The organism is Kitasatospora sp. NPDC059408 (assembly GCF_042751525.1).
In the GTDB taxonomy this organism is placed as follows: domain Bacteria; phylum Actinomycetota; class Actinomycetes; order Streptomycetales; family Streptomycetaceae; genus Kitasatospora.
Map to the genome: position 1 here is coordinate 1 of NZ_JBHYWI010000003.1, position 24,649 is coordinate 24,649.

27 protein-coding genes and 2 pseudogenes are annotated in these 24,649 nt (G+C 72.0%); 15 read left to right on the plus strand and 14 right to left on the minus strand.

Going from position 1 to position 24,649, the window contains the following annotated elements; genetic code table 11:
• Positions 1–108 precede the first annotated feature (108 nt).
• Both ACFXDE_RS03535 and ACFXDE_RS03540 read left to right on the plus strand, forming a co-directional pair.
• On the plus strand, positions 109–1,314 hold the full coding sequence (locus ACFXDE_RS03535; protein WP_380490856.1) for a cytochrome P450: 1,206 nt from the start codon (positions 109–111) through the stop codon (positions 1,312–1,314).
• 54 nt (positions 1,315–1,368) lie between these two features.
• Entirely contained in the window at positions 1,369–1,728 is a 360-nt protein-coding gene (locus tag ACFXDE_RS03540; RefSeq protein WP_380490463.1) for a nuclear transport factor 2 family protein, read from the plus strand.
• Positions 1,729–1,776: 48 nt separating this feature from the next.
• Here ACFXDE_RS03540 and ACFXDE_RS03545 read toward each other — a convergent pair whose 3' ends face one another.
• Positions 1,777–2,025 (minus strand): hypothetical protein, encoded by a 249-nt coding sequence (locus ACFXDE_RS03545; protein ID WP_380490465.1) that lies wholly within the window; start codon positions 2,023–2,025, stop codon positions 1,777–1,779.
• Positions 2,026–2,215: 190 nt separating this feature from the next.
• Positions 2,216–2,461, minus strand: coding sequence for a hypothetical protein (locus tag ACFXDE_RS03550; RefSeq protein WP_380490467.1), 246 nt, complete (start codon positions 2,459–2,461; stop codon positions 2,216–2,218).
• Positions 2,462–2,697: 236 nt separating this feature from the next.
• Here ACFXDE_RS03550 and ACFXDE_RS03555 point away from each other — a divergent pair, with 236 nt between their 5' ends.
• From ACFXDE_RS03555 to ACFXDE_RS03565, 3 genes are all read left to right on the plus strand, one after another.
• Complete coding sequence (locus tag ACFXDE_RS03555) at positions 2,698–3,576, plus strand: endo alpha-1,4 polygalactosaminidase (RefSeq protein ID WP_380490469.1); 879 nt, start codon at positions 2,698–2,700, stop codon at positions 3,574–3,576.
• Between the two features lie 67 nt (positions 3,577–3,643).
• Positions 3,644–4,366: a molybdopterin-dependent oxidoreductase gene (locus ACFXDE_RS03560; protein WP_380435447.1), complete on the plus strand. Its 723-nt coding sequence runs from the start codon at positions 3,644–3,646 to the stop codon at positions 4,364–4,366.
• Positions 4,350–4,955, plus strand: a complete 606-nt coding sequence (locus tag ACFXDE_RS03565; protein WP_380490471.1) for a cytochrome b/b6 domain-containing protein — start codon at positions 4,350–4,352, stop codon at positions 4,953–4,955. Before ACFXDE_RS03560 ends, ACFXDE_RS03565 begins: the two co-directional genes overlap by 17 nt.
• Positions 4,956–4,959: 4 nt before the next feature.
• Here ACFXDE_RS03565 and ACFXDE_RS03570 read toward each other — a convergent pair whose 3' ends face one another.
• Together ACFXDE_RS03570 and ACFXDE_RS03575 are read right to left on the minus strand one after the other, a co-directional pair.
• Positions 4,960–5,892, minus strand: a complete 933-nt coding sequence (locus ACFXDE_RS03570; RefSeq protein ID WP_380490473.1) for a hypothetical protein — start codon at positions 5,890–5,892, stop codon at positions 4,960–4,962.
• Between the two features lie 349 nt (positions 5,893–6,241).
• Positions 6,242–6,427, minus strand: coding sequence for a hypothetical protein (locus ACFXDE_RS03575; protein WP_380490475.1), 186 nt, complete (start codon positions 6,425–6,427; stop codon positions 6,242–6,244).
• Between the two features lie 414 nt (positions 6,428–6,841).
• Here ACFXDE_RS03575 and ACFXDE_RS03580 point away from each other — a divergent pair, with 414 nt between their 5' ends.
• Positions 6,842–7,054 (plus strand): cold-shock protein, encoded by a 213-nt coding sequence (locus ACFXDE_RS03580; protein ID WP_380435309.1) that lies wholly within the window; start codon positions 6,842–6,844, stop codon positions 7,052–7,054.
• 205 nt (positions 7,055–7,259) lie between these two features.
• Here the strand turns inward: ACFXDE_RS03580 and ACFXDE_RS03585 are convergent, their stop codons facing one another.
• Positions 7,260–8,111, minus strand: a complete 852-nt coding sequence (locus tag ACFXDE_RS03585; RefSeq protein WP_380490477.1) for a helix-turn-helix transcriptional regulator — start codon at positions 8,109–8,111, stop codon at positions 7,260–7,262.
• A 101-nt stretch (positions 8,112–8,212) separates the two neighbouring features.
• Between ACFXDE_RS03585 and ACFXDE_RS03590 the strand changes: the two genes are divergently transcribed.
• From ACFXDE_RS03590 to ACFXDE_RS03600, 3 genes are all read left to right on the plus strand, one after another.
• Complete coding sequence (locus tag ACFXDE_RS03590; protein WP_380490479.1) at positions 8,213–8,920, plus strand: SDR family NAD(P)-dependent oxidoreductase; 708 nt, start codon at positions 8,213–8,215, stop codon at positions 8,918–8,920.
• A 147-nt stretch (positions 8,921–9,067) separates the two neighbouring features.
• A complete protein-coding gene (locus tag ACFXDE_RS03595; RefSeq protein ID WP_380490481.1) occupies positions 9,068–10,327 on the plus strand; it encodes a sensor histidine kinase in 1,260 nt (419 codons plus the stop codon).
• A gap of 15 nt (positions 10,328–10,342) precedes the next feature.
• Positions 10,343–11,017 (plus strand): response regulator, encoded by a 675-nt coding sequence (locus ACFXDE_RS03600; protein ID WP_380490483.1) that lies wholly within the window; start codon positions 10,343–10,345, stop codon positions 11,015–11,017.
• A gap of 127 nt (positions 11,018–11,144) precedes the next feature.
• Here the strand turns inward: ACFXDE_RS03600 and ACFXDE_RS03605 are convergent, their stop codons facing one another.
• Positions 11,145–11,681 carry a hypothetical protein gene (locus ACFXDE_RS03605; RefSeq protein WP_380435314.1) on the minus strand — a complete coding sequence of 179 codons (537 nt, stop codon included), beginning with the start codon at positions 11,679–11,681 and terminating at the stop codon, positions 11,145–11,147.
• A gap of 350 nt (positions 11,682–12,031) precedes the next feature.
• Positions 12,032–12,976, minus strand: coding sequence for a LysR family transcriptional regulator (locus tag ACFXDE_RS03610; protein ID WP_380490485.1), 945 nt, complete (start codon positions 12,974–12,976; stop codon positions 12,032–12,034).
• Between the two features lie 115 nt (positions 12,977–13,091).
• Here ACFXDE_RS03610 and ACFXDE_RS03615 point away from each other — a divergent pair, with 115 nt between their 5' ends.
• From ACFXDE_RS03615 to ACFXDE_RS03625, 3 genes are all read left to right on the plus strand, one after another.
• Positions 13,092–13,904 (plus strand): inositol monophosphatase family protein, encoded by an 813-nt coding sequence (locus ACFXDE_RS03615; RefSeq protein ID WP_380490487.1) that lies wholly within the window; start codon positions 13,092–13,094, stop codon positions 13,902–13,904.
• A gap of 48 nt (positions 13,905–13,952) precedes the next feature.
• Positions 13,953–14,597, plus strand: coding sequence for an NADPH-dependent F420 reductase (locus tag ACFXDE_RS03620; RefSeq protein ID WP_380490489.1), 645 nt, complete (start codon positions 13,953–13,955; stop codon positions 14,595–14,597).
• Between the two features lie 178 nt (positions 14,598–14,775).
• Positions 14,776–15,069 (plus strand): hypothetical protein, encoded by a 294-nt coding sequence (locus ACFXDE_RS03625; RefSeq protein WP_380490490.1) that lies wholly within the window; start codon positions 14,776–14,778, stop codon positions 15,067–15,069.
• Between the two features lie 19 nt (positions 15,070–15,088).
• On the opposite strand, the pseudogene ACFXDE_RS03630 reads toward ACFXDE_RS03625, so the two are convergent.
• The 3 genes and pseudogenes from ACFXDE_RS03630 to ACFXDE_RS03640 form a co-directional block, all read right to left on the minus strand.
• Positions 15,089–15,256, minus strand: a pseudogene (locus ACFXDE_RS03630) (IS5/IS1182 family transposase); the annotation flags it as partial.
• The gene (locus tag ACFXDE_RS03635; RefSeq protein WP_380490492.1) at positions 15,253–15,588 is read right to left on the minus strand and encodes an aminoglycoside adenylyltransferase domain-containing protein; all 336 of its coding nucleotides are present in this window, start codon (positions 15,586–15,588) and stop codon (positions 15,253–15,255) included. The pseudogene ACFXDE_RS03630 and the gene ACFXDE_RS03635, both read right to left, overlap by 4 nt.
• A 642-nt stretch (positions 15,589–16,230) precedes the next feature.
• A complete protein-coding gene (locus tag ACFXDE_RS03640; RefSeq protein ID WP_380490494.1) occupies positions 16,231–16,746 on the minus strand; it encodes an NUDIX domain-containing protein in 516 nt (171 codons plus the stop codon).
• Positions 16,747–17,440: 694 nt separating this feature from the next.
• Between ACFXDE_RS03640 and ACFXDE_RS03645 the strand changes: the two genes are divergently transcribed.
• Complete coding sequence (locus ACFXDE_RS03645) at positions 17,441–18,739, plus strand: Ig-like domain repeat protein (protein WP_380490496.1); 1,299 nt, start codon at positions 17,441–17,443, stop codon at positions 18,737–18,739.
• A 275-nt stretch (positions 18,740–19,014) separates the two neighbouring features.
• Here ACFXDE_RS03645 and ACFXDE_RS03650 read toward each other — a convergent pair whose 3' ends face one another.
• The gene (locus ACFXDE_RS03650; RefSeq protein ID WP_380490498.1) at positions 19,015–20,547 is read right to left on the minus strand and encodes a hypothetical protein; all 1,533 of its coding nucleotides are present in this window, start codon (positions 20,545–20,547) and stop codon (positions 19,015–19,017) included.
• 491 nt (positions 20,548–21,038) lie between these two features.
• Between ACFXDE_RS03650 and ACFXDE_RS03655 the strand changes: the two are divergent.
• Positions 21,039–21,173 (plus strand): annotated as a pseudogene (locus ACFXDE_RS03655) (AAA family ATPase); the annotation flags it as partial.
• A gap of 186 nt (positions 21,174–21,359) precedes the next feature.
• Here the strand turns inward: ACFXDE_RS03655 and ACFXDE_RS03660 are convergent.
• Complete coding sequence (locus ACFXDE_RS03660; RefSeq protein WP_380490500.1) at positions 21,360–21,845, minus strand: hypothetical protein; 486 nt, start codon at positions 21,843–21,845, stop codon at positions 21,360–21,362.
• Positions 21,846–22,086: 241 nt separating this feature from the next.
• Between ACFXDE_RS03660 and ACFXDE_RS03665 the strand changes: the two genes are divergently transcribed.
• Entirely contained in the window at positions 22,087–22,866 is a 780-nt protein-coding gene (locus tag ACFXDE_RS03665) for a class I SAM-dependent methyltransferase (protein ID WP_380490502.1), read from the plus strand.
• Between the two features lie 11 nt (positions 22,867–22,877).
• Here ACFXDE_RS03665 and ACFXDE_RS03670 read toward each other — a convergent pair whose 3' ends face one another.
• Positions 22,878–23,459: a TetR/AcrR family transcriptional regulator gene (locus tag ACFXDE_RS03670; protein ID WP_380490504.1), complete on the minus strand. Its 582-nt coding sequence runs from the start codon at positions 23,457–23,459 to the stop codon at positions 22,878–22,880.
• 61 nt (positions 23,460–23,520) lie between these two features.
• The gene (locus tag ACFXDE_RS03675) at positions 23,521–24,549 is read right to left on the minus strand and encodes a saccharopine dehydrogenase family protein (protein ID WP_380490506.1); all 1,029 of its coding nucleotides are present in this window, start codon (positions 24,547–24,549) and stop codon (positions 23,521–23,523) included.
• Positions 24,550–24,649 lie beyond the last annotated feature (100 nt).

Genomic DNA, 24,649 nt, shown 5'->3' on the forward strand with positions numbered 1-24,649 from the left:
CCCGGGTGGGCGCCGGTGGGTGGTGCGGCTCGGGCGCGGCGGCACGGCCCGGTGCGGAGCGGGCGCGCCGTCGCCACGCGTCCATGGCCCCGAATCTCCGTGTACGTCATATTTGGGAGAAACCCGGACCTGGAGGCTCCCATCACTTCCACCGCCACTGGCCCCGCCCTCCCCCCGCTCCACCGGCTCACCTTCGCCCCCGCCCTGCCGCCCCGGCCGACCACCCTCGCCGACGGCACCCCCGCCTGGCTGGTCACCCGCTACCACGACGTCCGCAAGGTGCTGAGCGACCCGCGCTTCACCCGCGACGACCTGAACGCCGTCGGCAGCGACGGCCGCACCGCCGAGGCGACCGGCAACCCGGCGTCGATCTTCAACCTGAACGGCGCCGACCACCGCCGGCTGCGCCTCACCGTCCAGCGCGCCTTCACCCCGCGCGCCGTCGAATCCTGGCGTCCGTGGGTCGCCGAGGCCGTCCAACGCGCGGTGGACGACCTGGCGGCGGGCGGGTCGCCGGCCGACCTGGTCGCCGCCTTCACCCGGCCCGTGCCGTTCGCCGTCACCAGCCGGCTGATGGCCCTGGAGGGCGTCGACGAGACCGGGCTGCACCGCTGGTCCCTGGCCCTCCTGGCCGAGGGCGATCGGCGGAACGACTCCGCAATGGACGAATTCACCTCCTACGCTGCCGAGTTGATCGCCCGGCGGCGCCGCGCACCCGGCGACGACCTGGTCAGCAGCCTGGTCCGCGCCGCCGATGAGGACGGTGGCATCCCCGAGACCTGGCTCGTCTACCTGGTCTGCGGCCTGGCGGGCAGCGGCAACGAGAGCATCACCGGCGCCCTCGGCAACGCCTTCGTCCACCTCCTCGGTGACCGCCCCGCCTGCTGGCCCCGCCTCGCCGACCCCGCCGTCGCCGAACGCGCCACGGAGCGGCTCCTGCACCACATCCCCCTCGGCGACGACGACGCCACGACCCGGCGCGCCGTCGAGGCGGTCGAGCTCGGCGGGGTGCCGATCCCGGCCGGCGCGGTGGTCGCCGTCAGCCTCAACAGTGCCAACCGCGACGGCGCCGTCTTCCCGGACGGGGGCCTCGACGCCGACCTCGCCGCCCCGCTCGCCGCCCCCACCCTCGCGTTCAGCGCCGGCCCGCACTACTGCCTGGGCGCCTGGCGGATCCGCCAGGAGATGTGCGAGGCCCTCCACCGCCTCGCCACGGCGCTTCCGGGCCTGCGCCTCGCCGACCCCGGCGCACCGATCGACTGGCAGCTCGGCGGCACGACGCGCAGCCCGTCGCACCTGCCCGTGGTGTGGTGACCGGATCGTGGAATTGCGCGCGACCGCAGCGTGGTTGTCGTACCGTCCGGGACCATGGACCTCGAATTCGCCACCCGCTTCGCCCAGGACTGGGCCGCCGCCTGGAACTCCCGCGACCTGGAGCGCATCCTCGCCCACTACACCGAGGACGTCGTCTTCGCCTCTCCCAGGATCCTGGAGATCATCGGCGACCCGTCCGGCGAGGTGCGCGGCAAGGACGCCCTGCGCGCCTACTGGGCCAAGGGCCTCGACCACCTGCCCGACCTGCACTTCACCGTCGAGGACGTCCGCGCCTCCGTCGACACCCTCGTCATCAACTACCGCAACGAGCGCGGCCAGGCCGTCGCCGAGGTCCTGACCTTCCGCGACGGCCTGGTCCGCCGCGGCTTCGGCGCCTACGGCCCGGCGGCGTGACACGGCGGAGCGTCCCGGACACCCGGGCCGCTCCGCCCTCACCGTGGGTCAGATCAAGATGACGTAGCGGTCCTCGAACTCCCCGCCGACGCAGAACTCTCGGCGCTCGCGGATGTCGGTGGCCACCCAGCCGCCACCCTCCTCGCACTGCAGGGCGGTGACGGGCGGCTCGATGTGCCGGACGTGTGCGGCGTGCCCGGCGGCCCCGGCGTGCTCGGCGGCGAAGGCCGGGCCGCCCATGGAGACGGCGACCGCGGCGAGGAAGGCGGCGGCGGTGATGCGCTTGGAAATGGTCATGCCCGGCCAACGCCGCCCCGCCTCGCAGGTCACGCCGCGTCACCCGGTCGTGGGCCGGCGGAGGTCCCCGGCCATCTCCGGAGCGCTATCAGAGGGCGCACCAATCGGGTGCCCCCCGGCCCCCGGCCCCGCCTCCCGTCGGTGCCCGCCCCCGATGGTCCGGGCACCGACGGGCCGGCGGATCAGCGGATCAGCTCGCCATGCACTTGGCGTACGCCTTGTTGGCGCGGCGCAGCGCCCCGCCGTGGGAGTAGCCGTTCTCTCGGTAGTGGTAGTAGGTGACGGTGAACTCGACGTCGCAGTCGGCGGCGCCGGCGAGGGCCGCCGCGTGCGTGCCCGCCGGTGCGGCCTCCGCCGCCTGGGCGGCGCCGACGCCCGAGAGCACGACGGCCGCGGCGAGGCCGCCGATGACCAGGGAACGGTGCAAGCGCTTCATCAACTGGGCTCCTTCTCAACGGGTTTGACGTGCACCGTCATTCTGCGGCGGCGGCCGTGGCCGTTCCTATCCCAGACTTGTGGGACGGATTCCGGGCCTGCCGCGCCGATTGATCGGGCGTGAACGGAGCATGAAGCGTTCATTGGGATTCGGTCCCGGGCCCCCGTGCGGGGCCGGGGGTGATCCATTGCCCGGTAAGGTGAGCCTCAGTGCCACCACCCCCTTGGAGACCGACGATGTCCATCAGCCCTGTCCGTCGCCGGGTCGCCGCGGCGCTGGCCGTCTCGGCCGCGGCCGCGCTCGTGCTGTCGTCGTGCAGCTCCTCGTCCGACGGCGGGGACGATTCCGGCTCGGACAGCGCGACCACGGCCCCCGCCACCGGCCCGTCCCTGCCGCCGCCCACCAGCGTCACCCTGCCGCCCGAGCACACGGGCTTCGACTACCAGATCTCCTCGCCCTACCAGCCCCCGGCCGGGGTGCAGGTGGTCAGCCGCGACCACGGCGCGGCGCCGGCCGCCGGGCTGTACAACATCTGCTACGTCAACGCCTTCCAGGCCCAGTCCGGCGCCGAGAAGGACTGGGAGCCGGACCTGCTGCTCCGCGACGGCGGCGGCAAGGTCGTCTACGACACGAACTGGAACGAGGCCCTCCTCGACGTCCGCACCGACGCCAAGCGTCAGCGCATCGCGGCGAAGGTGAACGGCTGGATCGACGAGTGCGCGGCCAAGGGCTTCAACGCCGTCGAGCCGGACAACTACGACAGCTACACCCGCTCCGACAACCTGCTCACCGCGGCCGACGTCGAGGCGTTCCAGACGGTGATCGCCGCCCACGCGCACGAGAAGAAGCTCGCGATCGGCCAGAAGAACACCGTCGAGCTGGCCGGCGACCGCCAGAAGGTCGGGCTGGACTTCGCCGTCGCCGAGGAGTGCGGCGAGCAGGACGAGTGCAACGGCTACGTCGACGCCTTCGGCGACCGCGTCTACGTCATCGAGTACACCGACAAGGGCCTGTCGAAGGCCTGCAAGGGCTGGGGCGACAAGCTGAGCATCGTCCGCCGGGACAAGAACGTGCTGCCGCAGGGCAAGGCGGGCAACGTCCGCAAGACCTGCTGAGCCCGGATGTGACGAAACCCTGACGACCGGGCTGCGCCCCTGGTCAAGACGGGGCGGAACTGGTCGAATCGGCGGTGTGGACAGCACAGCGCACAACGGGAAGGGCACCCCGGTCGGCCGCCGGGTCGTGCTCGGGCTGCTCGGCCTCGGCGCGGTCGGCGTCGCCGCCGGGCCGTACCTGCAGAAGGCCCAGGACACCGTGGCCGGCAAGGACCCGACCGGCCTGACCGGGCTCCTCCCCGGGGGCGGCGGCTTCCGGTACTACTCGATCACCGCCTCCGTCCCCGAGCGGACCGCCGAGACGTACACCCTGAGCGTCGACGGCCTCGTCGACCGCCCCGGCACCTTCCGCCTCGCCGAACTCCAGGCGATGCCCCAGCGCCGGATCGTCCACGACGTGCAGTGCGTGACCGGCTGGCGCGTGCCGGACACCCCCTTCGAGGGGGTCCCGCTGTCGCACCTGCTCGACGCGGCCGGCGTGCGGCCCGGCGCGCGGGCCGTGCGGTTCAGCTGTTTCGACGGCGCCTACACCGAGAGCCTCACCCTCGACCAGGCCCGTCGCGACGACGTCCTCGTCGCCCTGCGCATGCAGGACGCCCCGATCTCCCACTCCCACGGCGGCCCGGCCCGGCTCTACGTCGCGCCGATGTACTTCTACAAGTCCGCGAAGTGGCTCTCCGGCATCACCGTCACCGACGCGGTGCAACCCGGCTACTGGGAAGAGAACGGCTACGACGTCGACGCCTGGGTCGGCCGCTCGAACGGACGTGACGATGCACCGACCTCCTGACCTCCTGCGCCGCTTCACCCGCGCCGAACGCTGGGTCCACCGCCTCACGGCCGCCCTGATGCTGGTCTGCCTCACCACGGCCGCGTTCCTGTACGTGCCGCCCCTGGCCGAACTCGTCGGCAGGCGACGGCTGGTGGTGACGATCCACGTGTGGTGCGGCCTCGCCCTGCCCGTCCCGCTGCTCCTCGGCCTCGCCTCCCGCGCCCTGCGCGCCGACCTCTCCCGCCTGAGCCGCTTCACCCCGACGGACTGGGCCTGGCTGCGCGCCCTGTGCTCCCGCGCGGCCGACCGCCCGGCCGGCAAGTTCAACGCGGGCCAGAAGCTCTACGCCCAGTGGACCCTCGGCGCGATCCTCGTCATCGTCGGCACCGGCCTGCTGATGTGGCTGACCCACCTCGCCCCGCCGTCCTGGCGCACCGGCGCGACCTTCGTCCACGACTGGCTGGCCGCCGCGATCGCCGTCGTCACGATCGGCCACATCCGCATGGCCGTCCGCGACCCCGAGGCCCGCCTCGGCATGCGCACCGGCCTGGTCGACCGGAGGTGGGCCGCCCGCGAACACCCGGAGTGGGACCCGGAGCGCACGTAGGGCGTCAGCGGCCGGCGAGGACGTCCGCGCTCTTGCGCAGCGCCGCGTCCAGTTCGCGGCGCTCCGCCTGGAGCGCCGGCACCCGCTGCCCGAGCGCCTGCTCCTGGAGCCGGACCTCGGCGTCGAACCAGACCTTCGCGACGTTGCCGCGGGCGCGGCAGGCGAGGTCGGCGAGCGCGGTGTCGATCTCGGTCCGCGACACGTCCGTGCCCTTGAAGCGGCGGTCGTCGCTCGCGTCGAGGGGCTCCTTGTAGACGAAGCCGCGCCCCTTCATGCACGAGGACCAGGCCCCGAACGCGGCCACGACCTCCGGCTCGCGCTTGGAACGCACGAAGGCGTCGTTGCCGAGGGTCTGGGCGAGCGCGCCCCAGGTGCGGTCGCCGCCGCCCAGACGCTGCTTGCTCTGCACGCCGCACGCCTGCTCCGCCTCGGCGGCGGCGCCCGTGGTGCCGGCCGCGAGGCCCTTCGCGATCGCCGCGTCGTAGGCGGCCTGCTCCGCCGCGTCCGGGTGGTAGCCGCGCTCGGCCGACAGGGCGGCGTCGTGGATGCCGTAGCGCCAGTCGGTGAGGGTCTTGGGGCCGAGCCTCGGCAGTTCCGGCGGCGCCGAGTAGGCGTGGCCGGCCTTGCGCATGCAGTCGCCGACGAGGGTGGTCATCGCCCGGCCGAACCGCCGGGACTCCTCGTCGGTCGGCAGGTGGGCCTCCATCGGCAGGCGCCAGGTCGCGGGGTTCGCGGGGTCGGCGGCGGCGGTCGTGACGGGACTTGTGGTCCCGGCCGCCGACGGGGTGGGACTGGTGGTCCCGGCCGCGGACGGGGCGGGGCCGGCGAGTCCGCGGTCGACGACGCCGGAACACCCGGCGGCCGTCCCCGCCACCACGGCGGCGGCCACGGCGCCGGCGGACCACCGGCCGAGAGCGGAAAGTCTCGTGACCATCATTCCTGAACTCCTGTGCGTTCTTTCGCGATCGCCTTCGTTCGCGGGTTTCCGGGAGTGCGGGGAATTGCCGTCGAGACGTCGGGGATGTGCATTCTTGCCGTGCTGACTTTGCCAATCCTTGAAGGATGCATGGCCATTACAGCACCGAAGCAACGGGCAAAACGGACACTCGGGAGGCCTCTTCGTAACGGTTTGACATCGTCTGTGCGCTGCCTGGGACTGCGCCCGCCGATCGGAGGGGCTGCCGGAATGCCCCCCTCTGGCCGGTGGATTTCGGCGATTCGTGCGGGGGCGGTGACAAGAAAGCGCCCCACCGGTGACAGGGAGCCGGTGGGGCGGGCCCGATGGCCTACATGTCGTGCTCGCGCGGCTTGTCGAGCCAGCCGCCCGCGGTCACGTGGGTGTCGTGGCCGACGCCGTTGACCCAGTGCCAGTTGGCCGGGGACCCGCCGGAAGCGGTTGCCGACGTCGCCGCGCCGGTGCCGAGGGCGACCAGGGCGGCCGCGGCCATGCCGACCAGTACACGCGTGATCATGGTGGTCCTCCAGGACCTCGAAGGGGTTGGTGCCCCTACGGGACCAGTCGCGCGTAGACGTTCGGTCAACGCCGGCCGCCTACGGCCGACCCGGAAGACGCAGTTGTAGGGGGCGTGGGCGCGCGGAGCACCGGCGAAGCCGCGCCGGTGGACGTGATCGAGGAGGGCGTGCACCGTCGCCGTCCACGGCCCCGACGGGCGCCGAACGGTGGCCCCCGCCCGGAAGACCCGGTTGACGCCCCCGCCCGCCAGTTCCACTTCCCGCTGATCATCCGTCATGACCGGGCATGCTACTGCCGCGGCCGGTGCCGTCACGGCGCGACCCGGATGGCCCAACTACCGTTCGTGTTTGCGGACGCGCTCTGCGTGAGAGGATCGCGGGGCAAGGCGATCCGCGTGCGACAAGGAGAAGACATGGCCGACCGTCAGAACGGCACCGTGAAGTGGTTCAACGAGGAGAAGGGCTACGGCTTCATCAGCCCTGAGTCCGGACCGGACCTCTTCGTGCACTTCAGGGCCATCGAAGGACAGGGCTTCAAGTCCTTGATGGAGGGCCAGAAGGTCTCCTTCGAAGCCGTTCAGGGCCAGAAGGGCATGCAGGCCGACAAGGTCCGCGTCGAGCAGTAGCCGGGGGCCGGCGGTACGGACGGGGGTACCCGGCCGCGTACGCCGAGCACCGTCCGGACGACGCGCAGGTCGCGGCGCGGTGGGTGCTGGAGCCCGCGCCCGGCCTGCGCGTGCTGGACGTCGGTGCCCTCGGGGCCGGGGCGGGCAAGCCGGCGCTGCTGAGCGCCGATGCCACGGCGGTCGGGCCCGGCGCCGGTGTCAGGTTTCACCCGACGCCCTCGCCGGCGACCTTGACCAGTGCCTGCGTGCCGATCACCGCCAGCAGCGCCAGCCGTTCGGCGTCCTCGGTGCCGGGTTCGGCCGTGTAGACCATGATCCGCAGATCGCTGCCCGCGACGCTGAGCACGTCGCAGTCCAGCGTCAGCGATCCCACCTGCGGGTGGTCGATGGTCTTGCGCGAGGCCTCCTGGTGTCCCACCGTGCCGGAGTCCCACAGCTCGGCGAACCGCTCGCTGTTGCCGCGCAGATCGGCGATCAGACGCCGCAGCCGCAGATCCGCCGGGTAGCGGCTCGCCGTCGCCCGCAGGTCGGAGACGACCGCCGTCTCCAATGTCCGCCGGGATTCCGGCGTGTGGCGGACCCGGCTGCCCGAGCCGAGGAAGTTCCGCCACGCCCCGTTGCGCTCCTTGCCGTGCCGTTCACCCATCAGCGCGGTGTAGAGCGGATTGGCCAGCAGCAGCGTCCACGCCGCGTCGTGGACCGCGACGGGTGTGCCGGTCAGCCGGTCCAGCATCCGTTGCACGCTGGCCGTGATGTAGGCGGGCACTGTGCCGCGTCCCGGCGCTACCAGCCCGGCGACCCGGAACAGATGCTCACGTTCCTCCGCGTTCAGTCGCAGCGCCCGCCCCAGCGCCTCGACGACCTGCTCCGACGGGTTGGCCGCCCGGCCCTGTTCGAGGCGGGTGACATAGTCGACCGAGATCCCGGCCAGCAGCGCCAGCTCCTCCCGGCGCAGTCCGGCCGCGCGCCTATGGCCGCCCGCCGGCAGGCCGGCCGCCTCCGGCGGGACCCGGTCACGCCAGCGCCGCACCGTCCGCCCGAACTCCGTGGTCGCCATGCCACCACTGTGCACCGTCCCGCCCGCGGGTGCCTGGTACCGGCAGTCCCAGGAAGACCGGACGCCTGGCTGACGGCATCGCCGCGCAGCATCGTGGAGGCATGACCACGACACTGATCACCGGAGCGAACAAGGGGCTCGGCTTCGAGACCGCCCGTCGACTCATCGCCGCAGGCCACACCGTGTACATCGGCAGCCGGGACCCCGAGCGCGGACGTCGCGCCGCCGAGCGGTTGGGCGCGCGGCCGGTCGTCATCGACATCACCGACGACGCCTCGGTCGCCGCAGCGGCGAGGACCGTCGAGGCCGACGGCGGCCTGGACGTGCTGGTCAACAACGCCGGCGTGGAGGAGCGGGCCGAGGACAACGGCATCATCGGTGCGGCGGACGTCACCGCCGACCTGATGCGGAGCACGTTCGAGACCAACGTCTTCGGCACGGTACGCGTCACCCATGCGTTCCTCCCGCTGCTGCAGCGCTCCGCCGCCCCCGTGATCGTGAACCTCAGCAGCGGCCTGGCCTCGCTCACCCGCGTCACCACCGCCGGCACCCCCACCTACGCGTACCCCGGCGTCGCCTACCCGGCCTCCAAGGCCGCCGTCAACATGATCACCGTGCAGTACGCCAAGGCGTTCCCGAACATGCGCATCAACGCCGTCGAGCCCGGCTTCACCAAGACCGACCTCAACGGCAACACCGGTATCCAGACCGTCGAACAGGGTGCCGAGATCATCGTCCGCATGGCCGGCCTCACCCCGGACGGCCCCACCGGCACCTACACCGACGCCGAAGGCCCGCTGCCCTGGTAACCGCCCCGCCCCCGACGGCGGCCCCGGCCGACGATCACGTCTTCGCCCTGCAGGAGCACGTGCTCCAGCCCGCACCTTGGGACTCCGCCTCCGGGCCGAGCCCATGCCGTCAACCCCCGCCCATGGCAGTGTCGTTAGGCTGCCCGGATGCAGACAGACGTGCCCCCGTCCCCGGTCAAGGGGCCCCCGGGGCGGCCGGCGTGGCTGACCGAGACGCACCGGTGCGTCATCGACGCGCTGCTGGCCCTGATCCTGGCCGCCGCCACGCTGTCCTTCGCCTACCAGTACCACCCGCCGGGCTGGCCGCCGTTCGACCGGACCGCCGCCGCCCTCTGCCTGGTGGTCAACCTGCCGCTGGCCGTCCGCCGCCTCGCGCCGGTGGGTGTCCTGCTGGTCTCGTGCGCGGCGCTCCTGGCCTACACCGTCGGCGGGTACCAGCCGTCGGCCAACATCTGGGCGCCGCTGTTCGCCGTCTTCACCCTCGCCGCCCGGCGTCCGACCCGTACCTCGGTGGCCGGCGCCTGTTTCGCCGCGCCCGTCTGGCTGTGCAGCGCGATGGCCACGAAGGTGGTCTCCCCGGACGTGGCGCTCGCCCAGGTGGTGCTCGGGGTCGGGACGGCCTGGGCGTTCGGCCTGACGCTGCGGATCCTGGGCGAGCGGAACCTCCAACTCGCGGCACTGACCTTGCGGTTGCAGCACGAGCAGGCCGCCAGGATGCGGCACGCGCTGACCGAGGAGCGGCTGCGGATCGCGCGCGAGCTGCACGATGTGATTGCCCATCACATCTCGGTCGTCGCGGTGCAGGCCGGTCTGGCGGGCTACGTGTTCGAGAGCGATCCCACCACGGCACGCTCGGCCCTCGACACGATCGCGGGCAGCAGCCGGGAGGCCCTGGAGGAGATGCGCGGACTCCTCCACGTCCTGCGGGTGCCGCCCGAGGAACCGGACGGCGGGAGCGGGCGGCCGGAGGAGCCCGCGCCGGGGCTGGCCCGGTTGCCGGCGCTGATCGAGCGGGTCGAGGCGGCCGGGCTGACCGTCGAGCTGACGGTGGCCGGCGAGCCGTACCCGCTCGCGCCCGGCCCGGACCTCGGCGCCTACCGGGTCGTGCAGGAGGCGCTCACCAACGTGCTCAAGCACGCCGGCCCGGCCGACGTGCGACTGTCCCTGGACTACCGGCCCGGCCGGCTGTCGGTCGGCGTCCGCGACGGCGGCCCGACGGCCCGCGGCGGCGCGCCCGTCCCGCCCGGCGTCAGCGGCGGTCACGGGCTCATCGGCATGCGCGAACGGGTCGAGGCGCACGGTGGTATGTTGCGTGCGGGCTCGCTGCCCGACGGGGGGTTCGAGGTGGTGTTCACCCTGCCGGGACCGGGCGCCGGGTCCGCGGGGGGCGGCCCCGATCGCGGGTAGGGGGAGAACCGGCGCATGACCACCGTGCTCGTGGTGGACGACCAGATCCTCGTGCGGGCCGGGCTGGCCGCCCTGATCCACGCGGCGCCCGGCCTCGACGTGTGCGGACAGGCCGCCGACGGGGAACAGGCCATCGCGCTCGCGGCCCGATTACGGCCCGACGTGGTCCTGATGGACATCCGGATGCCGGACGTCGACGGCATCACCGCCACCGAACGGATCCTCGCGCAGGCCGCGGATCCGTTGCCCAGAGTCCTCGTCCTGACCACGTTCGACCTCGACGAGTACGTCTACGGGGCCCTGCGGGTCGGCGCCAGCGGCTTCCTGCTCAAGGAGACCCCGCCGGAGCGGCTGCTCACCGCGATCGAGGTCGTCGCCGGCGGCGACATGCTCTTCGCCCCCAGCGTCACCTGCCGCCTGATCGAGGCGTACGCCCACCGGATCGGCCAGGAGGCCGACGCGCCAACGGAGTTGGATCCGCTCACCGCGCGCGAACTCGACGTGCTGCAACTCGTCGGCGCGGGCCTCGGCAACTCCGAGATCGCCGACGAACTGGCGGTGACCGTCGGCACGGTGAAGACCCACCTCAACCGCATCATGACCAAGGTGGGCATCTCCAGCCGCGCCCAGGCCGTCGTCCTCGCCTACGAGAGCGGCCTGATCACCCCGCGGCGCGCCCTCCCGGGATAGGCCCGCCCGCCGTACGGAGTCTCGGACGCCCAGGACGCGCAGCTCGGCCTGCGCGCGTTCGACGTTCGGACCGGTCCCTGCGGCAACGACCTCCGTGCTCGTTGCCGCAGGGCGTCCGGCGCTTTCGTCAGCCGCAGTTCAGACGCTCCGGGCTCCGGCTGACCCACTTCTGGATGATCTCGAATCCGGGGTACTGCGGCTTCGGCTTCGTCCAGGTGGCCACGATCGTGTAGTTGTTCCTGCTGAAGTTGCGGCACTTGTACCTGGGGTTGATGTCACCCTTGCGCGTGGCGGTCTTCTTGTCGACCTGGTGGCCGTTCTTCTGCAGCTCCAGCGACAGGTGGGTGAGGCCGCAGTCGTAGAGCCGACCGCCGGCCTCCACGTACCAGTCCCGGCCGATCTTGCGCGGGTACGGCTTCCACAGGTCGGGCGATGCGCAGCCCTTGGGGAGGTTCGGCGTCCCGACGGTCTGAGCGAACGGCGTGGCGGCGCCGGCGCTCACGGTCCCGTCGGCGTCGCTCGTGGGCACGGCGACCCACTCCGAGGACACGTCGGCGACGGGACCGGCGTCGGCCGCCTGAGCGGGAACGGTCAGGCCCAGGGTGGCGAGTCCTGCGAGGGTGGTGGTGACTGCGAGCGTCGTCATGCGCTTGCGCAGATCCATGGAGCGGTTCCTTCCGTCTCTGGGTTGCGGTACGGCTGTTCACTCGATCCGGCAAGGCTGGGCGGCACGAACGGCCGGCCGGCTCACGAGATGCCGCCGACGGCCGCCCCGGGCCGATGAGTTGTTCACTCGGCCGCCTTCCGGCGAGTGCATGGACATACTGCCGGGCAGCGGGAGGTGCGGTCGTCAGCCCAGTGGGGCAGCGGTCCGTCAACCCTCGCGGTATGCGCGCAGTGGGCCTGCATCCCCCGCGGACGGCCACACCCCGCCGAGTGTCGGTCGCCGCACTCCGGTTGTGTGTTCACAAGAGCGGGGGTCGGCTGCCGGAGGCCTTTCCCCGGGCGTATCCGTCACTGCCCGGTCCGGTTGGTGAGGGGCTGTTGAGGGGTGGTCGGTGGCGCGAATAGTGCCTGGACGGTTTCGGTGGCCAGGTCTCGCAGCCAGGTGTGGGCGCGGTCGTCGTCGTAGCGCTGGTGCCACAGCAGGTACAGGGGGACCTCGGGCAGCGGGAGTGGCGGCGGCAGTGTGGCCAGGCCGAGGTGTTCCCGGGCTGCGCGGGTGACCGCGTCGGGGAGGGTGACGACCAGGTCGGTGTCGAGGGCGAGTTGCAGGGCGAAGGCGGTGGTGGGCCCGGCGGCGATGACGCGTCGTTCGAGGCCGCAGGTGGCCAGGGCGTCGTCGATCGGGTCGCGCAGGCTTCCGCGTCGCGAAACGGTGAGGTGTTCGGCGGCTGCGTAGCGCTCGATGCTCGGCGGACCTTCGGTGAGGGGGTGGCCTGGTCGGACGGCGACGACCAACCGGTCGCTGCCGACCAGGCGGTGGCGGATGTCCGGGAGCGTCGGGGCGCCGGCGCTCGATTCGAGGTCGACCTCACCCCGGCGCAGCTCGGCGTCGTCCGTCCCGGGTTCGGCCGACAGGCGCAGCCGGACGCCGGGGGCCTGGCGGTGGACGGCGGTGATCAGGGCGGTGCCGCAGGCGGCGGTCAGGGCGTCGTGCCAGCGCACGGTGAACACCCGGTCCAGAGCTGCCAGGTCGAGTTCCTGCTGCGCGGACAGGAGTTGGTGGGCCTGCTGTACGAGGGCGTGGACCTGGGCGCGCATGGCCAGTGCGCGGGTGGTGGGGACCATGCTGCGGCCGGTGCGGACCAGGATCTGGTCGCCGGTGGCCTTGCGGATGCGGCCCAGGGAGCGGCTCATCGCCGGTGCGGTGACGTGGAGGCGTGCTGCGGCGCCGGCGACGCTGCCCTCTTCCAGCAGTGCGTCCAGGGCCGTGAGCAGGTTCAGATCCAGTTGCATGCCAGTAACTCTATAAGTGAATAGCATGCACTTGTTGTTAATGACCGGGGGTCCTACCTTCGAAGTGCAGGCGCGAGACAAGCCGCCCGCACACATCGAACGCAGGGAGCCCGCCATGAGCACAGCCATGCCTTTCGCCGCCGACACGACGCTGCTGTCCGAGGTGACCGCCGCGGTGGAGACCGCAGGCCTCACGCTGCGCGACCGCCACACCTCGCACGCCCGGGGCGTGAGTCTGGACGAGGTCGTCGCCGAGATCCACGCCAACGACGACGCGGTGCTGGGCGTGCTGCGGGAGCCGCTGCTGCGGGCCCGGCCCGGATCGCGGTGGGCCGAGGACGAGCTGGCCGGCGGTGCGCTCCCGTCCGGGGAGTGGTGGGTCGTCGACCCCGCCGAGGGCAACATCAACCACGTCCACGGCATGGAGGACTGGGCCGTCACCGCCACCCTGGTCCGCGACAACCAGCCGGTCCTCACCGTCGTCCACCTGCCGCTGACCGGCGACACCTACACCGCCGTCGCCGGCGGCGGTGCCCGCCTCAACGGCCGGCCCCTGAACGTGTCCGCCAAGACCGATCTGGGCGCCGCGCTCATCGGCACCGGCCAGGCCAGGCCCGGCGAGGACGTGCGCACCTTCCGGCGGATCGGCGACTCGGTCACCGCCATGCTCATCAACGGCCTGGTCGTGCGCGTGTCCGTGCCCGCCACGATGCAGCTCATCCACGTCGCCGCCGGACGCACGGACGCCTTCTGGCAGTTCTCCGACGTCCGCTCCGGCCTGGTCGCCGGCGCCCTGCTGGTCTCCGAGGCCGGAGGCACCGTCACCGACCTGGCAGGCGAACCCTGGCACACCGGCAGCCGCGACTTCCTGGCCGCCGCCCCCGGCATCCAGACCGCCGCCCTCAAGGTCCTGTCGACCATCGCCTGACCGGACACCTCCGCCCCACCCACCCGATACCGCAAGGAGCATCACCTCATGACCAGCATCGGCATCCTGGGCGCCGGCCGCGTCGGCGCCAACCTCGCCGGCAAGCTCTCCGCGGCCGGACACCGTGTCACCCTCGGTGTCCGGAACCCGGATGAGACCGCAGCCCTTGCTACAGGCATCGCCCCGCAGATCGCCTTCGCCGACCAGCGCACCGCCGCCCGCACCGCGGACATCGTGATCAACGCGACGCCCGGCGACACCTCCCTGGACCGCCTGGCCGGCCTGCGCACCGAGCTCTCCGGAAAACTCCTCGTCGACGTCTCCAACGCCACCCGCGACACCGACGACGGCCTGCCCGGTGACCTGTGCTATCCCGGCAGCAGCCTCGCCGAGAAGCTCCAGGCCGCGCTCCCCGGCACCCATGTGGTCAAGACCCTCAACACCATGTTGTTCATGGTCATGACCGCTCCCGAAACCCTGGCCGTCCCACCGACCGCCTATCTCTCGGGCGACGACCAGAACGCGAAGAAGACCGTCACCGGCCTGCTCGGCGACCTGGGCTGGCAGCCCGCATGGATCGAGGACCTCGGCGGCATCACCACAGCCCGCGCCACCGAGGCCATGATCCTCGTGGTTCCCCACATCCTGCGCCGACACGGTTTCAAGCCCTTCGCCGTCTCCCTCGCCCGCTGATCCATCAAGACCGGGTCCGGACCAAAACCAGCAGCGGGCTCGTGCGAGCCGGCCGGGCGCCGGCGCGGACGACGCTCGCTGAGCTGCAAGGGGACGCCCGTTCCCGAGTGCAGAGCCGTCCCTCGGGCGCGGCGGCCGAGATCCTGCCTCGCTCCCCATGGCCCCCATACCGACCCGGGTGCCGAATACGCACGGGGTCCTGATCACCCGGATCGACCTCGCCGCCACCCAGACCGTGCTCCAACGCGCCATCCTGAAGGCGGACATCAGCCGCGCTGCCGGCAACGCCTCCGTCAGCGCCGTCTCCTACAACCGGGACGACGCCCGCGCGCGGCGGGACGCCTGGCGGGCGGACGACCTGGAGTCCCAGGGCCGCCAGGCCATCGCCGCCCGCGCCTTCGTCGAGCGCCCTGGCGTCAGCACACTGACCATTCCCTGTCCGCCGCTTGGTTCGCTCACCTATCCTTCCTGACACTGTAATTGACGGATCATCAGTTCACTGAGTCTTTTCGTCCTTGCTGCTCCAGGGTGAGGACGGCTTTGGCCGCTGACGTAAGCCGGCTCGGGCTGCAGCGGGGGTGACGGAAAACTCGCCGGCGCTTGAAGGTGGCCACGCCTCGTTCGACGGGGTACCGGAAGCGGGCGTGGGCTCGGTTCAGCCGGTGAAAGACTCCGCGTAGGCACCGAAGGCGTACATCGCTTCGAGGCTGCCCGGTCGTGGTGGGTCGGTCGGGTCCCAGCCCAGCTCGCGGTCCTGGATCACCTGGGTGAGCAGGGGGCACCAGCGCGGGTCAAGGGTTTCGCGCGCCCATTCCAGTGCCCCGCGCTTGGAGGCGACCTCGCCGGTGTGCAGGGTGAACAGCGCCCGGCAGTAGGTGGTGACGGCGTAGCGCTGGCTCCAGGCCAGGTCGAAGTCGGCCCAGGTCCGCAGGTCTTCCATGAGGCCCGGCAGCATCTCGCGCATCGATTGGCGCAGGGCCTGGGGTGGCACTGGGTCGACGAGGTCGGTGACCGGGGGGGCCGGCGAGGGTGATTCCGTGGTTCCTGAGGATCCAGCGGGTGTGCGGGCTGTTGCAGTGGGCGTCCCGGATCAGCTCGCGGTGGCCGTGGTCGCAGAACAGCCACGGTGTTCCGAGCCCGGCGACGGTGCGCAGGGACGTGGTGTCCGCGTAGGAGCCCTCCAGGTGCTTGGTCCAGAAGCCCGGACGGGTGGGAATCTCGTCGTGGAGCCGGCGGAGCTCCGCCTCTGCGGCCCCGGTGGGCAGGACGGTGGTGGCGACGATGAAGTCGCAGTCGCTGTGCAGGTCTCCGGCGCCCAGTGCGAAGGAGCCCTGCAGGTAGGCGCCGACGAACGTGTCGCCGAGGATGGTGCGGACCGTGTGGACGAACTCGTCCAGGAGCGCGTCCAGCTCCCGGTACGGGGTGAACATGGGGGATCTCCATACCCGTTGAAGTGGAAGGGGCTCACGGGCGCGGCGGAGATGAACGGGATGTGCCGCCGCGTTCAGGCGCGGCGGATCTGCCCTGCGGCGAAGCAGTACGACGTCATGTGATGGACGGTAGCCGTCGCCCCCTTCGCTGAGCAATCGAGATTCCAGCGGGCGGATCGCGTGGCGGTTTTCTGGGCGGAAGGTCACTCGCCTCGGGGGAGTGCCGGCGGATCGGTCAGAGCCTGGTACCGGGTGAAGGCGTCCTGGGCGTCGGGGACGAAGGTCGGGCTGCGGATCGCGTCCCGGAGTTCGGCTTCGGTGAGCCAGGTGTGCCAGGCGATCTCCGAGGCGTCCGGCGTGATCGGCCGGGTGATGGTGGCCTCGTGCACGGCCAGCCAGTAGGGGCTGATCGCTCCGCGGCAGAGGTACTTGAAGACGAGCCGTGTGGAGGTGCGGACACCGATCTCCTCGGCGAGCTCCCGGGCCGCTGCGGCCTCGTACGTCTCACCCACGTTGACGGCGCCGCCCAGCAGCCAGTTGTACCGGCCGGGAAAGCGGGAGTCGTCGTCGGGACGTCGGTGGACCAGGATCCGGCCCTCGGGGTCGCGGCAGACGGTCGTCGCGACGCGATGCAGCCACTGCTGGCGGATCGCCTCGCCCCGCTCGACGACTGCCAGTACGTGGTCTTCCTCGTCGACGCGTTCCACCAGTTCGGCCATGGCGCACACGATGCCAGAGGGCACTGACAGATCCGTGAGAGGACAAGGGTTCAGTAGGCCAGGGCCGACCAGGAGGCCGCCGCCCACGATCTGCCCGCTCGGTAGCGGCCACCACCCCGGCACCGAGGAGAGCGCGAGGAAGATGAGTCAAAACCCGCGCAACATCGGCGAGACCGTCAACGTCGGCACAGCTCACGCTGATGCCGGACGAAGGCCGCCACGCCCCGATGGCCGGCCGGGCTCGTCGCTCCGTGCGTCCGCGTTCTCTCCCCCTCGCCGGGCGCGCGGGGCGGCCATCGTGACCTGTGCCCCCGTGGAGCGCAACAGATGAAGTACGCCCGCCGCACGGCCGGCCGCGGTCATCGGTGGCGCGGTCGCCGTCCTGGCGCCGGCCCGCACCAGTGAGTTCGCATGCCGCCCGGTGTGATGGTGTGTGGCATGCCGCTGTCGGAGCAATCGGGGCACGAGGGCCGTCCGGTCGTCACGCTGTGTCTGTTGACCGCGCTCCGGACCAGGGACAGCACCGCTGCCCGGGTCGCGTGATCCAGTACCCCGAAGTCTCACCTCCAGCCCATCACATCGGGAGACGCCAGTGATCAGACACCACGCCCCAGGACATCCCGTCGCCGGAGGAGAGGCAGGCGTCCACGCTCGTGCGCGGTGGTGGCGGGCCGGGGTCGTGGGAGGGGTGTGCGTGGTGCTGGCCGGTACCGGGGTGATCCCCGTGGCCGCCGCGGCACCGGGGTCCGGGCCGGCCACCACCCCGGTGCGGACCCGAGGCGCCGACCCGGTGTTCACCTTCGGCTTCACCGGCGCCGCGCAGAGCCTCACCATCCCGGCCCAGGCGGTGGTCACGATCACCGCCGACGGCGCGGGCGGCGCCGACAGCACCGGCACCTCCTGTTCCGTCACGGGCACGGGCGGGACGGGAGCGCGGGTCGTCACCACTCTCCCGCAGACCACCGCCCCGACGACGGTCACCGTCAACGTCGGCGGCACGGGCGGCAAGGGCTGCAACGGCACGGGTACGGGGGGTGCCGGCGGGTTCAACGGCGGCGCTCCGGGTGGGGGCATTTTGGCCACGGGTTTCCGGGCGGAAGGGCCGGGTGGGGGCGGGGCCTCCAGCGTCAGCGCGGGCTCCTTCCTGGTGGTCGCCGGGGGCGGCGGTGCCGCCGGGGGTACCGGAGGCGACCTGACGGGCGGCAACGGGGGCAACGGCGGGACGACGCCCGATGCCACCGCCGGTACCGGGGGAAGCGCCACCGGCCCTGGGGCCGCGGCAGGGCAGGGTGGGGGCGGCGGCAGGACCAGCACGTCTACGGGTGGTGTGGGCGGTGCGGCCGGCGCGGTCGCGTTCTGTAGCGCCACGCCGGGTACATCGGGCAGCGGGTTCGCCGGTACCACGGTCGGCAGCGGCGGCACCGGCGGAGCGATCGACGGCGGCTGCGCCGCCACTGCCACCGGTGCGGGCGGGGGCGGGGGCGGCGGGTACTTCGCCGGTGGGGGCGGCGGCAGCGGCGCCGTCAACAGAACCGGCACCGAGGCAAGCGGCGGCGGTGGCGGTGGCGGGAGCAGCTTCGCGACCCCGTCGGGCACCGGGACGTCCTATGCGGCCTCGACGGTCGGGACGGCGAACCACAACGGCCAGGTGATCATCAGCTACACCGTGGGCAAGCCGGTCACCACGACCATGACCGCGATGCCCGGGCTCACCCGGATCGGCTCGCCGGTCGTGCTGAGCGACATCGTCTGCCCCGGCGGGGGCTCCACGACCAGGCCCACCGGAACCGTCACGTTCACCGACACCACCACCGGGACGACCCTCGGCACGGGACAACTGTTCCTCCCCCTCGGCCGGTGCGCCGCCGCCGGGACGGTTACCGCCTTCCGCACCGCGGGCACCCACACCATCACCGCCGTCTACAGCGGCGACTCGGTGTACCAGGACAACGGTGCCAGCCCCGAGACCATCACCGTGACGGTGAACCCCTGATCAGAAGGCCGCAGCGGCACCGAGGGCACGCCCTCATCAACCGCAACAAGCGCTGCTGCCGGCCGAGGTAACAGCGTGATACCCGGCGGGGCTCGCGAGGACGAATCGCGGGCTCCGCCACCATCGCGCCCGAGGCCGGCCGCGGCGGTACGTGGAATTCGAGAAGCCGGCGGTTCGGCCGCGGATCGCGATGGACGCCCCGGAGTGCGGCTCGCCGACCCGGCGGTCGAGCTCGACCTGTCCGGCTCCACTTTCAAGGGCAGGGAGGTAGGCGTCTACCAGCACGGGACGTGACCTACGGTCAGTGGCTCACCGTAGAGCAGCCCTACTTCGGTGGTTCCGAGGCTCAGCGTCGGATGAGGGTGGCAGGCGACCATCGCGTAGTACACCGCGGTTGCCAGTTCGGTCGGGCTGGCCGTCTCGTACCGCAGGTACTCATGACCCACGAGCTCCATGAGATTGATGGTGTCCGGCCCGAGATGGCCGCCCTCGATCAGCAGGAACGGCACGGCCAACAACCCGTACAACCTGCTGAAGGAGAGGTAGAACTCGGCGGTTTGGCCCCTGGCCATCGGAGCGTCGGCAAGGTGGTGCTCAACCCGTCTGTGAATCGCGGACCAAACGGGCCCCGGCACTGTGCCGCCGCAGTCGGCAACCAGCTCTTGCGCACACGACACCGCATGCGCCGCCATGTGCTCGGCGCCCCCACGGACGCCGCGCTCTGCGCGTCGGACCGAGTGCGGCGTGTGAAGGCCGGACACGCATGCTTCGAAGGTGTGGCACCAGGGGCAATCCGAGGACGTATCCCGGGAGTTCAGGGCAGCCGCCGCGGCCACCTTGGACCAGGTTCGGGAGCGTCTGCCCAGGAAGGTGTACGGCAGGGTCACGGCCGCAGCCAGTTCGGCAGGTTCGCAGTCTCCTTCCCGGATGGCCCGCCAACGCCCGCACAGCCAAGCGCTGTAGTGCGCGAACCAGCTCCGCAGTTCACGCCGGAGCCGGAAGACATTCCCCGGCTCGCCCCGCAACACGTCCGTCATGAGGTCGCTCATGTCATTGGTGATGCGGGGAAGGGCGACGAGCCCCATGCCTTCGCGGGACACGAATCGGCGCCGGAGCCAGTTCGGCAGACCCATGTCGATCATGGCCCATCGCTCCAGCTCCACATCGCTGAGCGTGCCGGTGTCGAAGAGCGGGACTGTTCCCTGCCTCAACGCCTCGCGACGACCCGCGAGACCTCGCTGCCCGGCCCGGCACACGACGACATCCGCGTAGTCGAGCCACTGCTGGTTCAGACGCAACCGACCGTCGCTGCTCATCGCCCTCGCGGCATCCAGCAGGGCACGGCGCGTCCCGGAATCCGCCCCCATGGACCGGTAGTCCATGATGGTCAGGATGTCGGCCGCGCACCAGTCGCGGGCCTCCGCATCGGTCAGCGCCCCGGAGTCGGCCATGACGAGAGCCGGCAGAACCCAGCCGAACAGCATGGCCGGTTGCAACAGTGGTCTCCCGACCGACAGCGCCCCAGCTGCGGACGTGTGGAACGCCTCGCTGAAAGCATCCGGGGGTGGTAGTTCCGTCAACAAGCCCCGTTTCCGCGACCAGACGGCCTGGTTCTCCATGAAGAACCCCACGTTCTGACCCGGCTCGCGCACATGGTCGAAACCTTGTCCGGTGTGCCCCGAGACAAGTGCCGCCACGGTTGAGACAGGGCGACTTCTTGTGCGGGAAGTCGGGAGCGCCGGATAGTCGGTATCGACATTCCAGTACTCCGCGGCGTCCGACGGGCACAGCACTCCCATCGTGCGCAACAACGGCGCGCTGGCCCCAACTCCACTGCCCGTCCTTGGCCGCGATCCACCCAGGTCGCTGACGCACCGCTTCCGTGTCTGCTCGATGCCCCACTCGACCAACGCGTGACGCATGGACCACCCCAGCCTCTCTCCACGCGAGATGCTCTCGCCCCCAATGCCCCGGACGACACAGAATGCACCGGGAAGCAGGCCACTGACAGGCCGATGCCTATAGAACGATGGAGTGTTGGTCGCACGAAAAGCACTTGGTGCACTCACACGGCGCGAGGCATTGGCCGTGCGCCACAACGCCCTCGCCACCGCTGCGCCCGGTCTGGTGGCCGCGGCGCTTGGTCGGCTGGCGGACGAACCAGGCCGCGCCGGCGCCATCGGGCAGTAAGTGCCCCGGCGTCGACCGGACCGTGGGATCAGCCCTGCGGGTGCGGGGAGCAGCGTCGGTGAAGTGCGATTCCGGTGCGAGCGACACGCAGCCGGCGGGGCTGGTCATCTTCACCGACGAGCGGCTCTGCCGGGCGATCGTCGACCGGCTCACCTTCGAGGCCCACATCATCGAGACCGGAACCCAGTCGTTCCGCCTGGCCGGCACCACCGCCAAGCGCCAGGCCGCCGTGGCTGCCACCTGAAGACAAGCTCCCGACAACCCGCATGGATCAACGGGACCGGCCCGTCTCCGGGTCGGCACGCGGGGAGAACACGCAAGCGGATCCGACAACAAGCCTCCGGTGGCCCAGGTGACCGGCTGACGAAGGCACGCCGACTGCCCGAGCACCAAGGCCAGGGCGGCAGTCACCGGGCAGCAGCTCGTCGGCTCAGTCTGTGATCGAGCGCACCCGGCCAGGGTCCAGGTGCAGCTCATAGGCAGTGTTGCACTCGCTGATCAGCGTGCCCACCTCCACACCGCAGGGGCACAGTTGGTTCATACCGCTCTGGCCGTTGAGGCCGCAGCACCCCCCGGAATGCTTCCAGTCAGGATGCGGCTGGAGCCCCGGTGCGTCCTCCGGGTGCAGGACCACGGTGTTCCGGGGGCCTGCGGACACCAGGAACCCGTCGCCGTCCGGGTCGCCGAGGCAGGGCCCGCCGCCGAAGACCTCTCGACACTCGTCGGAGGGCACGAGCGGGGCGCCCCACGGCTCGGGTTCCAGAGCGAAGAAGCCGAGCCGCAGGGTGGGAGTAGCTCGACGTGATCCGTCTGCCTTGGGAAACCCTTGATCCATCGGACGCGCGGGCACCTCAGGCAGCTTGGTCAATGGCCCCGCGATCGGACGATCGCAGGCCGCACACACGAACACAGTCACCTGGAATTGGTAGCACCCACCCGGCGCTCGGCGGTCAGGCCCCCCACCCTGCGCATACCGCATACCACCGGCATTCCGCAGGGATCACTATCCGTCACTACCGACGACAGGGCGACATCCTCAGTAGTGGCTGTTCTCGCATTAATCATCTGCATGCGCGTCGTTCAGGGGGCTGCCGCGGGCCGCTCCACCGTGGTGTGCAGGGGTGTCCTTCCGTCGGTCGCGAGGCTAGCGTGACCGCATGGATCCTGACGAACGGTCACGTCACGCCTCGTCGTTCGGCGCCGCCGCGGTCGCGTACGCCGAGCACCGTCCGGACTACGCGCAGGCCGCGGTGCGTTGGGCGCTGGAGCTCGCGCCCGGCCTGCGCGTGCTGGACCTCGGGGCCGGGACGGGCAAGCTGACGGGCGCGCTGGTGGCGCTGGGGGCCGACGTCACGGCGGTCGAGCCCGACCCGGGGATGCTGGCCGAGCTGCGTCGCGCGCTGCCGGACGTTCGGGGCCTGGCGGGCAGCGCCGAGGCGATCCCGTTGTCGGACGGTGCCGTGGACGCCGTGGTCGCGGGCAACGCGATGCACTGGTTCGACATGGCCGTCGCGGGTCCTGAGATCTCCCGGGTCCTCGCGCCGGGCGGCGTTCTGGCCGGCCTGTGGAACCTCCTGGACGACCGGGTCGCGTGGGTGGCCGGGCTCGCTAAGGTGGCCGGGAGTGCGGCGGTCGGCCCCCGGGACACCCCCGACAGTTGGCGCGCCGTGACGGCCGGGCTGCACCTTCCGAAGAACGGCGGGGCCGCCTGCTTCGGCGCGCCGGAGCAGGCCGAGTTCGCGCACGGGCAGCGCCGGACCGCCGGCTCGCTGGTCGAGACCCTCGCGACGCGCGCCGGGGTGCTCGTCATGCCGGAGGGGGAGCGGGAGGCGGCGCTGGGCCGGATCCGTGCCTTCCTCGCCGGTCGGCCGGAGACCGCCGACGGCGAGTTCATTCTGCCCATGCTGACCGGGGTGCTGCGCCTCCGGCGGCTGTGACCCCGAGGCCTCTACGGTGCCGTCCCGGCGAACCGGGTGACGAGGAGGTCGAGGCGCTCGTCCTGCCAGCCGGAGGGGATGCGGCCGCTCTCCGAGAGGACGGCCATGCCGTGCAGCGCGCTCCAGGCGACCTCGGCGAACAGCTCGCGGCGCTCGTTCTCCGGCGGGAAGCAGGCGACGAACTCCTCGAAGCAGGCCCGCATCGGGGCCGGCGTCTCGGCGCTCGCGAACTTCAGGTCGGTGGGCAGGATGAACATCGCCTGGTAGAGGGCGGGCCGCTGGACCGAGAAGTCCAGGTAGGCGCCGCCGACGGCCCGCAGGGCCTGCCCGGGCCCGGCGGCGGCGTCCTGCCGGGCGCGGTGCAGGTGGGCGGCGAGTTCGGCGAACGCGTCCAGGGCGACGGCGCCGACGATCGCGTCCTTGCCGTTGAAGTGGCTGTACAGCACCGGCTGGCTGTACTCGACGCGTTCGGCCAGCCGCCGTGTCGTCACGGCCTCCCAGCCCTCGGTCTCGGCGAGCTCGCGCGCGGCCGTGATGATCAGTTGGTGGCGCTGGGCGCGCTCGCGCTCGCGGCGCTCGCTGATGGCGGACATGCCGCCATTGTAGCAACGCTAGACATTCTGTCGCGGGCAGATCGCAGCCGCTCCCGAGCCCTCAGACCGCCAGGTCGACCGTGATGTGCGGGGCCAGGGCGCGCAGGAACGCCGGGGCGTCGAAGAGCTCGCCGGCCGAGGCCACGCCGGTGGTGCGGGCCGCGCCGTTCAGGAGCCGGGCGACCGCCTCCACCGCGAGCGGGGCCGTCACGGCGTAGATGTCCCGGCCGGTGGCGACGGCGCGGCGCTCGGCGGTGCCCTTGCGGACCACGACGTCGACGACGAAGGTCTGCGCCGAGCGGCCGTCCGCGTCGACGGGGGCCGGGGCCGGGGTGTCGGGGGCGACGACCTGCGTCGCGGCCTCGACCGTCATGTAGGTGCGGACCTCGGGGATCCGCAGGTGGCTCGGGATCGTGATGACGTCGGCCATCGTGAACTCGGCGACGACGGCGCGCGTGCCGGTCGGGTCGGGGAAGGTCCAGTCGGTGGTCGCCGGGGCGTCGTGGCGGCGCTCGACGGCGCCCTTCGTGTAGACGAGCCGGCCGCCGCTGCCGCGCCGCTCGCGGGAGACGGCGCTGGAGAGGCGGGTGCCGGCGGTGGGGTGCCAGCTGCTGAGGGCGTAGGCGACGTGGGCCTCGTCGGCCTCGGTCCAGTCGGCCATCGCGGCGGTGGCGAGGAGGTCGCCGAGGCCGCCGTAGAAGGCCATCGCGGGCAGGACGGTGGCGCCGGCGGTGCGGGCGCGGTCGGCGAAGTCGGCGAACGTGTCGAGGTTGGCCTCCAGTTCGGCGGCCACGTCGACGTACGGGATCCCGGCGCGCAGGGCGGCCTCGATGACGGGGGCGGTGGTCGAGGCGAACGGGCCGGCGCAGTTGATGACGGCGGCGGCGCCGGCCAGGGCGGCGTCGAGGGCGGTCGGGTCGTCGACGGAGGCCGGGCGGACGTCGAGGCCGGTCCCGTCGGCCAGGGCGTGCAGCTTGGCGGCGTCGCGGCCGGAGAGGACGGGGGTGAAGCCACGCTCGCGCAGGTGGGCGACGACGAAGCGGCCGGTGTGTCCGTAGGCGCCGTAGACGGTGACGGTGGTGTTCGACATTGGGGTTCCCCCGCGCTCGTTCCTTGATCCGACGCGTTCATCCTGCCGGGGGCGGGCACCCCCCGACAGTGTCCGGAACGACAGGACCCGTACACTTCCG